Below are 13,054 nucleotides of genomic sequence, written 5' to 3'. Positions count from 1 at the left end.
GAGGGAGTGGTATCTTTTTATGCTAAGACCCTTAAGGCTGCGACCGGGGGAAGGAGTTAGAACTTGATGATCGTAAATGAGCTACATAGATTTGTTTCATACTGTAAAAAAATTCAACCCCAAACTCACGAGGACATTCAAAAATTTTTTGAAGGAGTAATATTATTTCCTTATGATAAGGAACTTCTATTGCAAGCTTATTTATTTCTGAATATTAAAGAATTGTTTCCCTCGTGCGCTGAATTGCTGTTGTTTGAAAAGTCTCCAATTTCAGATTATACAGATTTAGGGAAGTGTGATTTTGTCTTCCTAACCTTTAAAGGTAGTCTGTTCTTAATTGAAACTAAGTTTATTGATACAGAAGCAACTGGAGCAACAGAACGAAAAAGAAGAAATAAGCATAGAAACAAGGTATTTGAGCAAGTTATTACTTTAAAAGGTAGATTTAGCGAATATTGGAATATGAGGCTAGATCAATTAGAGTGTGGGGTTTTCACAACAGATGCAGAAGTTGCTTGGCGAGGAAATGGTGTGAATGTCACATCTAAATCAATATCTATAGATAAGCTCGAACAATGGCGAAGAAATTATCACAGTAGTGAAAAATTTTTATCTCATCAAGATGGATCAAAGTTTGAGGAGAAGGTTAATTTAAAAGGTTGAACTAAGACTCAAATATAGTTATTACAGTGAATGGTGTATGGGGCATAAAAGTAATTAACAATGCCACATACACCAACCCAGAGAAATTATCTGGGTTTTTCTTACCATCAATCTTTACTGCCAAACATAGATAAGGACAAACAAAATAATCCAGATAACATCGACGAAGTGCCAAAACAATGAAGTTGCATTGACGCCGAAGTGACCTGTATCGTAGTTGCCAGGTAAGAAAGAACGGATCAAAATTATTAACTGCAACAGGATACCAGTGAAAACGTGCAAACCGTGGAAGCCTGTAAGCAGATAGAAGGTTCCACCAAATACCCCGGAGGTGAAACCAAAGGCGAGGCCGTTCCATTCAATCGCCTGTCCAACTAAAAAGTAAGTTCCCATTGCCATTGTTGCCAACAAAAACAGGCGGAATTTCACTAAGTCGTGGCGTTGAAGGGCGCGTTCTGCTAAGTAAATTACAAAGCTACTAGCAACAAGAATTACTGTGTTGATTGTCGGTTCTTTTACTTCTAGTCCAGAAACACCTGCTGGTAGCCAGTTAGGGGTTGTTGTTTTGTAGATGGCATATCCGATGAAAAAACTTAAGAAAATGACGCTTTCTGACAGTAGGAAGACAATGAAGCCAAACATTTTGTTGCCTTCTTCGTCGTGGCTGTGTTCTGCGCTTGGATGGTGCAATTCTTCGGAGTTGATATAGCTGTCCATTTTGTTTTTTGAGGGGGGGAATTTGAAACGCAAAGGTACGGAAAGGGAAGCGCAGAGGTACGCGGAGGGTTTTTGCGTCTTCCCCGATGGTTGGCGTTTATTCTGGGAGGTTGGCTGTTAAGGGTTCTGATTTTCCGTAGCCGTAGGGTTCGGAGATGATGATGGGAGTTTCTTCAAAGTTTTCTACTGGGGGGGGTGAAGAAACTAACCACTCTAGTCCAATTGCCCGCCAAGGGTTAGCGGGTGCTTTCTCGCCTTGCATCCAAGAAATCACCATGTTGAATATGAAGGGCAAGGTGGACATTCCTAACAGGAATCCGCCGAGGCTGGCGATGATGTTCCAGAATTGATACTCTGGGGCGTAGGAAGCAACTCGGCGTAACATTCCTTGCAATCCCAAGGGGTGCATGGGCAAAAAGTTGAGGTTTGTGCCGATGAAGGCTAACCAAAAGTGGATTTTACCCCAGCTTTCGGAGTACATCCTTCCGGTCATTTTGGGGAACCAGTGATAGATGGCGGCAAATAAGCCCATCGTCACGGTGCCGTAGAGGACGTAGTGGAAGTGTCCGACTACAAAGTAGGTATTGTTAACGTGGACATCAACGGGCACGGAGGAAAGCATGATGCCTGTGATGCCAGCGAAGACAAACATGACTAATGCGCCCAAGGCGAAAAGCATGGCGGTATTTAGCCGCAGTTTACCGCCCCAAATCGTTGCCACCCAAGCAAATACTTTAATTCCTGTGGGGACAGATACACACATCGTTGTCAGCATGAAAATCAACCGCATCCAGCCAGGTGTACCGCTGACGTACATGTGGTGTACCCAAACAATGCCGCTAACTACGGCAATCAAGATGGATGAAATGGCAACTACTTTGTAACCAAATAGGGGTTTACGTGAATAAACTGGGAAGAGTTCTGAGAAAATGCCGAAGACAGGCAAAATAATCACGTAAACGGCTGGGTGGGAGTAGAACCAGAAGTAATGCTGGAACATTACTGGGTTTCCACCCTTAGCGGGGTCAAAAAAGGCAGTGCCAGCTGTGAGGTCGAGTAGCAGCATTACCGCACCTGCTGTCAGTGCTGGAAGTCCAAATAGTTGGATGATTTGGGCGCTAAATACTGCCCAGACAAACAACGGCATTTTGAAGAAGCCCATACCTGGGGCCCGCATCTTGACGATGGTGGTGACAAAGTTCACTGCCCCCATAATCGAGGATACGCCGGATATTGCCACCGCTAACAGCCAGAGAACTTGACCATTAATTAAGTTACCTGTGGGATTCTGGAGACTGACTGGCGGGTAAGACCACCAACCGGCTTGGGCTGGGCCACCAGGGACAAAGAAGCTACCCATCATCAAAATCCCAACTACTGGTACCATCCAAAAGGCGACGGCGTTGAGGCGGGGAAATGCCATATCTCGCGCCCCAATCATCAGGGGCACTAAATAGTTGGCAAAACCAACGAGTGAGGGAAATGTCCACAAAAACAGCATCACAGTGCCGTGCATGGTGAACATACCGTTGTAGACGGTGCGATCGACTAAATCTGATTCGGGTGTCATCAGTTCTCCCCGCATCACCATCGCAAAGATACCGCCGACGAGAAAGAAAAAGAATGAGGTAACGAGATACTGGATACCAATAACTTTATGGTCAGTACTAAAGCTGAAGTATTCTTTCCAGCTACTCGGAGATTCGTGGTTAGGCTTCTCATTCGGGAGAAGGATACCTTCAATAGGAACATTAGTCATGGTTACTTTCTTTTCAACCAGGTGAATTGACTAGAGGAGGTGCAGCAGGTGGAACTGTAACCCAACCTGTTTGGACTGATTGATTGGATGTTTGGGCATACTCAGAAGCTGCCTGATTTTTTGCTAGGGATGGCTTTTGGGTTGCAGCTTGTGCCAGCCACTGCTGATAATCTTCAGGAGATTCGACGATGACATTCGCTTGCATCGTCGCAAAGTATGTGCCGCTATATTGAGAATCGGTCAATCGGTATTTGCCGGGGCGGATGGGAGTAAATTCAAAGTCGATCGCATGGTTAGGAATAATATCCTGCTTGAGGCGGAATGCAGGAATATAGAAGCCGTGGAGAACGTCTTGTGATTTCAGCGCTAAACGTATCCGGCGATCGCTTGGTAAATGCAATTCAGTACTGGTAATATCTCTTTCTGGGTAATGAAAAACCCACGCCCACTGTTTAGCTAATACGTCGATTTTCTCAACGGGTTCTGCTAAGGCTTTAGCTGGTGCGGCATAAGCTGATTCCATTACCAGCGGATTATGCAGGTGAACTATTTCCGATGGGCCTTGAATTCCCATTTGTTCGTAAACTTGGTAGCTGTAGCTTGCAATCCAAAACACCAAGAGAATTGGGATTGCTGTCCAGACAACTTCCAAGGTGATATTACCTTCAATCGGGGGGCCGTCAGTGAAGTCATCTTTGACTGCCCGATGGAAGATCACAGAATACATCAGAGTACTTGTTACTCCCAAGAAGATGAAGGCACCAAGGGTTACTAAGAAGCTAATCAAATCATCAATGAGTACGGATTCGGCTGCTGCTTGGGGAGGAAGCCAGGAGTAAGCCTGCTTCCCGATCCAGAGACTCGTAATAGTCACTGCGATCGCGCCTGTAAGCAGCGTCAAAATATTTAAAATCTTCTGGAGTTTCATGGTCATTGGACAATACAGTTCAGTTAAGTATTTCTTTCTCCTCTTCCTTTGCGTTCTTTGCGTCCTTTGCGGTTCGTTAAAAAATTGAATTTGACAAAGAATTAAGCCTTAACTAAACCGTATTGGGGCAAAGAATTAAGTACAAAGGACTTATTTGAGAGTTGTGTTCAGGTCTTGGTGCGATCGCAGCAAATTATCTGCTGTATTGTGTACGCCAAATTCGGCGGCTAGTTGCGCTCCTAGTGTGCCGTGGATGTACAGAATGAACATGATTGCTATGCCTGCGAACAAATAGATCCATTGCACTTCTCTATCTGTCTGTTTATATTCTTGTTTGCCCCAAACGAAGCGCTGCCACGCTCTCCAGATGGTCATGCCAACAATCAGCGCTAATAAGAACACACCACCCACACCATGCCAAAGCATAGTTTCCATTGCCTGCAATCCCCAGGCACTCTTCATATCAGCTGGTGGTGCTGCCAGTAGCATTTCGTAAAAGCCTGCTCCCACCGTGAAAAATGTGATGATGCTGGCAGCTAACATGTTGTACCAGCCAACAGCAAATAAGTTGTCACGTTCAACAGTAATTGCCAAAAATTTGAAGACCCACTTTTCAAAGGGGAACAGAACACCAACAATATCAAAGGTCATCGCAATGATGAACAAACCTATTGTCAGATGGACTAAGTTGGGATGAATGGGAATTGTGTAAGGTAATCCGTTTGGGCCTAGAGAGTCGGTTAATTGGTTAATCAATTCTGAGTTCATCGCAACACACCATCCTTTACTGCTTCCACAACTGGTACGGTATGCAATCCATATACCCAAACAAGTTCATCTCCGAGATATACTTGTAAGCCAACTATTAAGGTTAAAACTAGCCCCGCTCCCAAATAATAAATCGGTAATTTTTGCGGATTTCGGGCACGAATTACATAACGCCAAGCTGTAATCGCTGTGATAATTCCCGAAAGCGACCAACCAATTAGCGTATGTAAATTCAGCACCGATTTAGCTAGGCTGTAAGGCTGTGCTAATCCTGCTTCAAACTGACCAAAAATAATCGCGACGAAGATGGCGATCGTGGCAACTAACATATTCCACCAACTCACCTCAAAAAGACCGGATTTACCAGTAAAATAGCCAATTACATCGCAGAAGAAGGAAAACAACACCATCGCAATTACGAAGTGGACAACGATGGGATGAATCGTATCTGGATAGGGCAAATTGTGGTCGTTCAAGGATGTCAAATACTCAATCATCGTCTTCTCCTGGACATATCTACCGCACTTTGGTCAATAAATTTTGGATTTTGGATTGGCGATCGCGCAGTCTTAGCAAGTGTCTTTTAGATTTATTCCGTCCCAGACGAGATATAAACTAGAAGACCCTAATCAAAAATCTAAAATCGCTAGTCAAACTTCAATAATTGATGGACACTCACTAACATCACCACAAGTATCCATCCATAATTGATCGAATTCTGTTCAATATCTGCGCGGTTCAATACGCTTAATCATGTCTTAGCTTTTTGTAGCCAAATTTGGTTAAATTGCCTACATGGAATAATTTTTGTTTTGATTCATTTCCTTATGCCAATAGTCTGCAACAGCAATTCTTGATGTAGCTAAATCAAATCGCTGTCGTTTGTTGATTTGCTTAACCTATCCTTTAGCTTAAGTAAATTTTTATGAATTGTCAAAACAATAAATATTAAACTTTTAAAAGTTAGTCTACAAACAAAAAACTATTTTCACAATGTATTTATTTTTGCATTTTTTTAAATATAAAAAACTCGAAATATAATATTTGTCTGTAAGGTATTTCACAATAAGAAAATATTAGTTTGTGATGGAAATAACAAAAATATTTGAACTACTCATAAAACCCCTTAAAAAAAGAAAAGTCAGAAATCAAGGTTAAGTCAGAACTCAGAAATACAGTTTATTGCAATAGGTTCGCTTTTTTCCTCTGATATTATTTTCATAATTCTTTCATTTTTATCTGATTTCTGCTAAAGTGAGACAAAAGTGAGAAGATTATGAAATTGCTATAATGAGATTTAATATCAATAACTTTCAGATGCAACTACCGCAGCACGGACAAAAATTGGTTGTAGCGTCTGTGCTGCTATTGGAACTGTGTTTGAGTGGGTGTAGCCCGTCAACCTCCAATTCTCAATCACAGTTAACTCCAAACCCAGGCACAACTAGCACCAGCAACCTAGATAAAAAAGGTAAAAAAGTGGTTCTTACCACCTTTACAGTTATTGCAGATATGGCGCAAAACGTGGCGGGAGACAAAGCGATTGTTGAATCTCTCACCAAACCAGGGGCGGAAATTCATGGTTACGAACCAACTCCTAGCGATTTGGTGAGGGCGCAAAAAGCAGACCTAATTTTGAATAATGGTCTGAATTTAGAGCGTTGGGCACAGAAATTGTATAACAGCGTTCCTAATGTACCTCACGTTACCCTAAGTGAGGGAATTAAGCCTGTTGAAATTACGGAGGATGCCTACAAAGGGAAACCTAATCCCCATGCTTGGATGTCACCACAAAATGCCTTGATTTACGTAGATAATATTCGCAAGGCATTAGTTAATTTAGACTCAGCCAATGCAGAGACTTATAACACCAATGCCAAAGCATACAGCCAAAAGATTAAGGAAGTTGATGAGAAACTGCGAAAAGCCGTGTCGGTAGTTCCAGCAGACAAGCGCTACATGGTAAGCTGTGAAGGCGCTTTCTCATACGTCACCCGCGATTATGGCTTGAAAGAAGCTTATCTCTGGGCAGTCAACTCTGAACAACAAGCTACTCCCAAACAGCTAGAAAAAGTCATTGATATAGTTAAAAAAAATAAAATACCTGTAGTTTTCTGTGAAAGTACAGTCAACGATGGAGCGCAACGTCAGGTAGCTAGAGAATCGGGAGCAAGGTTTGGTGGAGTGTTTTACGTTGATTCCCTGTCTCCAGCCAATGGGCCAGCACCAACTTATCTCAAGTTGCTAGAACTTAATATTAATACTCTAACTCAGGGATTAGAGGAAAAGTGAGCAAGTATGCCAGAATAAATCTAATTATTGAAAATTGGCTTGTAGTAAGGACTTTAGTCCTATTTTATTCTCTGAAAAACGTTAAGTATTTGCAAATGGGGATAGAGCCGCTTACTACAAAATACTGATTAATTTTAGAGGTGCTTTTTAGTGAAATCTATTAGTATTGATGTCGAAAATTTGACAGTAGCTTACCACGGCAAAGTTGCTTTACATGGCGCTTCTTTGCAAATTCAAGCAGGTTCAATCAGTGGTTTAGTGGGGATGAATGGTAGTGGTAAATCAACCCTATTTAAGGCAATCATGGGTTTTTTGAAGCCCGTCACAGGAAGGGTTTTGATTAATGGTTTACCCATAAAAGCTGTACAGAAAAAAAGCTTGGTTGCTTATGTACCACAGTCGGAAGAAGTAGACTGGAATTTTCCAGTAAGTGTCCATGATGTGGTAATGATGGGGCGCTACGGATACATGAATATACTACGAATTCCGTCGGTGAAAGATCAAAGAGTGGTGAGGGAGAGTCTGGAAAGAGTGCAAATGTGGTCAATGCGCGATCGCCAAATTGGAGAACTCTCTGGAGGACAGAAAAAACGTGCCTTTCTCGCCCGTGCTTTAGCACAACAGGGAACAGTTTTGCTATTAGATGAACCTTTCACGGGGGTAGATATCAAAACAGAAAAAACGATGATTGACTTATTGCTGGAATTGCGAGAAGAAGGTCATACAATTTTGATTTCTACCCATGATTTAGCTTCTATCACCACTTTTTGCGACCAAGTAGTACTCATTAACCGTACTATTCTAGCTTATGGTGATACATCCGAAGTTTTCACAGAAGAAAATCTCTCACGGACTTTTGGCGGTTCTCTCGGAGATTTATCCCTCAGCAAAAGTCAGATAATCCGGGGAAATCAAAATGAATCTGATTAATTACTAATTAATATTGTTAAAAATATGAATACTCTTGCATTCTTAGACTGGTTAACCGCACCTCTACAGCATGAATTCATGGTAAAGGCAATTTGTGTAAGTGCTTTAGTTGGGGTGGTCTGTTCTGTTTTATCTTGTTTTATGACCCTCAAAGGTTGGGCATTAATGGGAGATGCTGTTTCCCATGCAGTAATGCCTGGGGTAGTAATTGCTTATGTTTTAAATATCCCTTTTGCTGTGGGCGCTTTCGTCTTTGGCGTGGGTTCAGTTATTGCGATCGGTTATATCAAAGCGAAGACGAGAATTAAAGAAGATACTGTCATCGGACTTGTATTTACAGGATTTTTTGCTCTGGGTTTGGTACTAGTTTCCAAAACTCCAAGCAGCGTTGACTTGACGCACATCTTGTTTGGGAATGTCTTGGGTATTTCTAATGAAGACATTATTCAAACGGTGATTATAAGCGTAATTACTTTAGTAACAATAGCTGTTTTACGCAAAGACCTACTATTATTTTGTTTTGACCCCACTCATGCACGTTCCATTGGCTTGAACACAGGAGCGCTGCACTATATTTTACTATCATTACTGTCGTTAACTGCTGTCGCTGGACTGCAAACAGTGGGAATTATTCTGGTTGTAGCTATGTTAGTTACTCCGGGAGCAACAGCTTATTTATTAACAGACCGTTTTGACCACATGATACTAATTTCAATGGCATCGGGCGTATTTTCTAGTGTTATGGGGACTTACATCAGCTATCATATCGATGGTGCAACGGGGGGTTGCATAGTTGTGTTGCAAACCTTGTTGTTTGTCGTAGCAATGATTTTTGCACCTAAACATGGGTTACTGGTAAGAGCAAAGAAGCAAGAAAATACTGACTGATTCAGTATGAAATACACTTTGCTATTTACGTAACCCCCATTCCACAGGTGTGAGGGCGAAACAAGTGTCGTTTAAAATTGTGGTAATTGGTACTTCTTTAGGCGGATTATCAGCACTGAAAATCATCCTGGGTAATTTACCCGCAGACTTCCCTGTACCGATCGCGATCGTGCAACACCGTCACAAAGAGTCTAACAACACACTCCAGGATTTATTACAAGAATCCACCTTGTTGAAAATTCGCGAAGTGGAAGACAAGGACGAAATACTACCAGGACATATCTACATAGCCCCAGCAGATTATCATTTACTGGTTGAACCAGGTCACTTTGCCCTTTCGACTGATGAGCCTGTCTCTTATGCTAGACCATCTATTGATGTGCTGTTTGAGTCGGCAGCCGATGTCTACACAGAGGAAGTTATTGGTGTAATATTGACAGGAGCAAACCAAGATGGTATGCAAGGCCTTAAGAAAATAAAGGCGCGGGGAGGAATTACTATTGTACAAGAACCTGCCACAGCGGAGTGCGACATTATGCCAGAGGCCGCAATTTCTGCTGTTACAGTAGACTGGATTTTGACACTCTCAAACATTGCTTCCCAGATGGTCAAGCTTTGTCAATCATCACAGAAATAAACCGATGCAGATGGAACCCAAAGTCAACATCCTCCTAGTAGATGATAAGCTGGAAAATTTGCTGGCACTAGAGGCAATCCTAGAAAAACTAGGGGAGAATCTCGTGAGAGCTACTTCTGGGGAAGAAGCTTTAAGGTGTCTGCTGCATCAAGACTTTGCAGTGATTTTGCTGGATGTGCAAATGCCTGGGATGGATGGCTTTGAAACTGCTACCTTAATTCGCAATCGGGGGCGATCGCGTCACACTCCAATTATCTTTCTTACCGCCTTTAGCACCAGCGACCAAATGCTGTTTAAAGGCTATGCCTTGGGTGCTGTTGATTATCTGCTCAAACCACTAGACCCTAATATTTTGACTTCTAAAGTCACAGTATTCGTAGAACTATTTAAGAAAACAGAAGCCGTCAAGCAACAAACAGCGCAACTGGTAGCTGTGAATACTGAACTCAGGCAAAGTGAAGAACGATTCCGATCGCTAAGTACCTGCTCACCCGTTGGCATTTTTGAAACTGATACTGAAGGTAACTGTAAATATACTAATCCCCGCTATCAGGCAATTTGTGGCTTGAAAGCGGCAGAGAGTTTAGAAAAAAAATGGCTAGAATCCGTTCATCCAGAAGATAAAGAACGAGCGATCGCTAGTTGGTCTGCTTACATCTGTGAAGGTCGGGAATACTCAGAAGAATTTCGCTTTCAAGCTGCTCATGGTAACATTCGCTGGGTTCAAGTCCGCTCATCACCCATGCTTTCCAGTCAAGGGGAATTGTTGGGTTATGTCGGGACTCTTGAAGATATTACTGAACGCAAGCAAGCAGAAGAGGTTCGCGCTCAAGTGATTCGAGAACAAACGGCAAGACAGGAAGCAGAAGCCGCAAATCGAATGAAAGATGAGTTTCTGGCTGTTCTCTCCCACGAACTCCGCACGCCTCTAACTTCGATGCTAGGCTGGTCGAAAATCCTCCGCGCCAAGAAACTTGACGAAAAAGCCACTTCCCGTGCTTTGGAGGCCATCGAACGCAACGCCATATCTCAGATGCAACTAATTGAGGATATCTTGGACGTATCTCGGATTATCCGTGGTCAGTTGCGGTTAAACGTATCTGCGGTAAATCTGCTCACAGTGATGGAGGCGGCATTAGAGGCAGTTCGTCCCCTAGCAGAGACAAAAGATATTAAATTAAATACTTTCCTGGATACTTCGATCGGGTCAGTATATGGCGATCCAGCCCGTTTACAGCAAATTGTCTGGAACCTACTAACTAATGCCATTAAGTTTACCCCTAAAGGTGGTAGGGTAGAAGTTAGGCTATCTAGATATTTTGGATTTTCGATTTCAGATTTTGTATTGGGAGCTGATGGTGAAAATTTAGACTCTTCAAACAAGAATGAAAGCAATAATCTAAAATCCGTCTTGGAAAGTTCTGATGGTCTAGAGCCGACCTTTATACTTTCCAAAAAATCTCAAAATTCAAAATCTCAGTACGCCCAAATTCAAGTTATCGATACAGGCATTGGTATTAGTTCCGAGTTTTTACCTAAAGTATTTGAGCGTTTTCGGCAAGCAGACAGCACTACAACGCGATCGCACAATGGATTAGGACTAGGACTAGCGATCGTCCGTCATCTAGTGGAACTGCACAAGGGTACAATCTTTGCTCAAAGTTTAGGTAGTGGACAAGGAGCAACCTTTACTGTGAGACTACCACTGCTACAAGACAATAGGGGTGGCAGGACGAGTAGAGAAGCGACAGGAGAAACTTCTTCCTCGGTGCCATCGACGCCCCTTGCTGGATTAAAAGTTCTAGTTGTAGATGATGAAGCAGATACCCGTAACTTTCTCAGTTTTATGTTTGAGGAGTATGGGGCTTTTGCCACTGCCGTAGCTTCCGTTGATGAAGCGCTAGCAGTACTTGAACAAGCAAAACCAGATATCCTGATTAGCGACATCGGTATGTCAGGGCAAGATGGTTATACACTGATTCGGAAACTCCGCTCTTTAGAACCAGAAAAAGGCGGACGCATCCCCGCGATCGCCTTAACAGCGTACACGCGAGAAGAAGACCGTTTAGAAGCACTTTCAGCAGGGTTTCAGCAGCATTTATCTAAGCCAATTGACCCCAATAAATTGATTGCTGCGGTTGCCAATATATTAGAACTGTCTATTGAAGTTCCAGTGAGTTGATTTGGAAGTGGGGACTGGGGAAGGGAATAGGGTATAGGTTACAGGTGACAGATTATTCCCTATAACCTCTCACCTGTAACCTCTCCCCTAACCCCAATGCCTAATCAAGACGAAGTTAAGGCATATTTTTTGAGTTCGTCCAGAGAAACCACTTCCAAAGCTCTAGCATGGGTTGCTGAAAGTATGACGGGTGGAGCAACGCCAGCTTCTAGAGCTTCTTGCCAGCGAGAAGCACACAAACACCAGCGATCGCCAGGCTTCAATCCAGGAAAATTAAAATCAGGAACAGCTGTGCTGAGGTCGTTCCCCTGCGATTTGGTGAACTCCAGGAATTCTGATGTCACTTGGGCACATACGACATGCGACCCGAAATCCTGACCACCTGTACGACAAAAACCGTCGCGGTGAAACCCAGTCATGGGAGAAGTACAGCAAACCTCTAGGTTTCCATCGATTACATTTTTAGCGTCTGTCATCGTTAATTCGTTGTACTTGATTTTTCCACTTGATATAAGCTTATATTTATTGTCAATTCCCTGGTTAAATAAAAATCGCGATCGCTAATTAATATCCCAAAAGCAGGAAATTCTAAAATTACTTATCTCAAAATCGTTAAAAATAAATTTCTCAGCAGAATATTTAAGAGCGATCGCTCTCAGTTTAAATAAAAAATAAAACCCCTGGCTAACTACCAGGGGTAATGCAAGTCAGTACTTTTCGCATGGAATGTATCCTACTCAAATACCATAGCAACCCTCTAATTTACAGATATGCCATTTTGCCAAACAAAAAAAGCCCTCAGTAGTAAGCTGAGGGTTAATTTTTTTAGAATAGCGGTAATATACAAAGCTATTATTCCCAGATAAGTAAGCAAATAATACTTGTAGCCTCCGACATCAGAATTTATTGTTCCCTTTTCTAAGAAAGGCTGCGCGAATAGAGGGTTACTCCCGTTGAGCAATCGTAGACATAAATCAGATACCGATTCTAAAGAGGCATATAACCAGATATGTGATGTCATACAAAAGATAACTTCGGCGTATTCCTGCCTCGTTGTTTGCTTTTAAATAAGTAAACCTAATGACTTACATCAGGTTTACTGAAGTAATAAAACTTGATTAAAAATTGTAAAGCATTGTAAAGTACATTCACAGGCGAAAACAAAACCGCCTGATTCATAAATAACTAACCGCACTTATAAAACAATGACAACAACCTTACAACGTCGCGAAAGCGCCAACGTATGGGATCGATTCTGCGAATGGATCACCAGCACCAACAACCGGATCT

Annotated in this window: 12 protein-coding genes; 6 read left to right on the top strand and 6 right to left on the bottom strand. The window is 42.4% G+C overall.

Annotation, left to right across the window (positions count from 1 at the left end; all coding sequences use genetic code 11):
* The first annotated feature begins 66 nt into the window (after positions 1-66).
* A complete protein-coding gene (locus V7K61_RS18330) occupies positions 67-663 on the top strand; it encodes a hypothetical protein (RefSeq protein WP_322736015.1) in 597 nt (198 codons plus the stop codon).
* 114 nt (positions 664-777) lie between these two features.
* Here the strand turns inward: V7K61_RS18330 and V7K61_RS18325 are convergent, their stop codons facing one another.
* The 5 genes from V7K61_RS18325 to V7K61_RS18305 form a co-directional block, all read right to left on the bottom strand.
* Positions 778-1,380, bottom strand: a complete 603-nt coding sequence (locus V7K61_RS18325; protein WP_335055334.1) for a cytochrome c oxidase subunit 3 — start codon at positions 1,378-1,380, stop codon at positions 778-780.
* Between the two features lie 97 nt (positions 1,381-1,477).
* Complete coding sequence (gene ctaD, locus V7K61_RS18320) at positions 1,478-3,139, bottom strand: cytochrome c oxidase subunit I (RefSeq protein WP_335055332.1); 1,662 nt, start codon at positions 3,137-3,139, stop codon at positions 1,478-1,480.
* Between the two features lie 13 nt (positions 3,140-3,152).
* Entirely contained in the window at positions 3,153-4,067 is a 915-nt protein-coding gene (locus tag V7K61_RS18315) for a cytochrome c oxidase subunit II (protein ID WP_335055444.1), read from the bottom strand.
* A gap of 150 nt (positions 4,068-4,217) precedes the next feature.
* Positions 4,218-4,835: a DUF2231 domain-containing protein gene (locus V7K61_RS18310; RefSeq protein ID WP_292737989.1), complete on the bottom strand. Its 618-nt coding sequence runs from the start codon at positions 4,833-4,835 to the stop codon at positions 4,218-4,220.
* The gene (locus V7K61_RS18305) at positions 4,832-5,332 is read right to left on the bottom strand and encodes a DUF2231 domain-containing protein (RefSeq protein ID WP_335055330.1); all 501 of its coding nucleotides are present in this window, start codon (positions 5,330-5,332) and stop codon (positions 4,832-4,834) included. Before V7K61_RS18305 ends, V7K61_RS18310 begins: the two co-directional genes overlap by 4 nt.
* Positions 5,333-6,125: 793 nt before the next feature.
* On the opposite strand from V7K61_RS18305, the gene V7K61_RS18300 reads away from it, so the two are divergent.
* The 5 genes from V7K61_RS18300 (at position 6,126) to V7K61_RS18280 (ending at position 11,764) form a co-directional block, all read left to right on the top strand.
* The gene (locus V7K61_RS18300) at positions 6,126-7,127 is read left to right on the top strand and encodes a metal ABC transporter substrate-binding protein (RefSeq protein WP_335055328.1); all 1,002 of its coding nucleotides are present in this window, start codon (positions 6,126-6,128) and stop codon (positions 7,125-7,127) included.
* Between the two features lie 150 nt (positions 7,128-7,277).
* Entirely contained in the window at positions 7,278-8,057 is a 780-nt protein-coding gene (locus V7K61_RS18295) for a metal ABC transporter ATP-binding protein (protein ID WP_335055326.1), read from the top strand.
* A gap of 24 nt (positions 8,058-8,081) precedes the next feature.
* Positions 8,082-8,945, top strand: coding sequence for a metal ABC transporter permease (locus V7K61_RS18290; RefSeq protein ID WP_335055324.1), 864 nt, complete (start codon positions 8,082-8,084; stop codon positions 8,943-8,945).
* 64 nt (positions 8,946-9,009) lie between these two features.
* The gene (locus tag V7K61_RS18285) at positions 9,010-9,582 is read left to right on the top strand and encodes a chemotaxis protein CheB (RefSeq protein WP_335055322.1); all 573 of its coding nucleotides are present in this window, start codon (positions 9,010-9,012) and stop codon (positions 9,580-9,582) included.
* Between the two features lie 4 nt (positions 9,583-9,586).
* Complete coding sequence (locus tag V7K61_RS18280; protein ID WP_335055320.1) at positions 9,587-11,764, top strand: hybrid sensor histidine kinase/response regulator; 2,178 nt, start codon at positions 9,587-9,589, stop codon at positions 11,762-11,764.
* Between the two features lie 104 nt (positions 11,765-11,868).
* Here V7K61_RS18280 and V7K61_RS18275 read toward each other — a convergent pair whose 3' ends face one another.
* A complete protein-coding gene (locus V7K61_RS18275; protein WP_335055318.1) occupies positions 11,869-12,240 on the bottom strand; it encodes a DUF2237 family protein in 372 nt (123 codons plus the stop codon).
* Positions 12,241-13,054: the final 814 nt, after the last annotated feature.

It is taken from the genome of Nostoc sp. (assembly GCF_036918015.1).
Taxonomy (GTDB): Bacteria; Cyanobacteriota; Cyanobacteriia; order Cyanobacteriales; family Nostocaceae; genus Nostoc.
Note: the sequence above shows the minus strand (reverse complement) of the source record. Positions and strands in the feature narration are given on the sequence as shown.

Coding starts and splice junctions, on each gene's coding strand:
- V7K61_RS18280 (WP_335055320.1), top strand. CDS start 9,587: ATGCAGATGGAACCCAAAGTCAACATCCTCCTAGTAGATGATAAGCTG.
- V7K61_RS18310 (WP_292737989.1), bottom strand. CDS start 4,835: ATGAACTCAGAATTGATTAACCAATTAACCGACTCTCTAGGCCCAAAC.
- V7K61_RS18330 (WP_322736015.1), top strand. CDS start 67: ATGATCGTAAATGAGCTACATAGATTTGTTTCATACTGTAAAAAAATT.
- V7K61_RS18300 (WP_335055328.1), top strand. CDS start 6,126: ATGAGATTTAATATCAATAACTTTCAGATGCAACTACCGCAGCACGGA.
- V7K61_RS18275 (WP_335055318.1), bottom strand. CDS start 12,240: ATGACAGACGCTAAAAATGTAATCGATGGAAACCTAGAGGTTTGCTGT.
- V7K61_RS18315 (WP_335055444.1), bottom strand. CDS start 4,067: ATGAAACTCCAGAAGATTTTAAATATTTTGACGCTGCTTACAGGCGCG.
- V7K61_RS18325 (WP_335055334.1), bottom strand. CDS start 1,380: ATGGACAGCTATATCAACTCCGAAGAATTGCACCATCCAAGCGCAGAA.
- V7K61_RS18305 (WP_335055330.1), bottom strand. CDS start 5,332: ATGATTGAGTATTTGACATCCTTGAACGACCACAATTTGCCCTATCCA.
- V7K61_RS18290 (WP_335055324.1), top strand. CDS start 8,082: ATGAATACTCTTGCATTCTTAGACTGGTTAACCGCACCTCTACAGCAT.
- ctaD (WP_335055332.1), bottom strand. CDS start 3,139: ATGACTAATGTTCCTATTGAAGGTATCCTTCTCCCGAATGAGAAGCCT.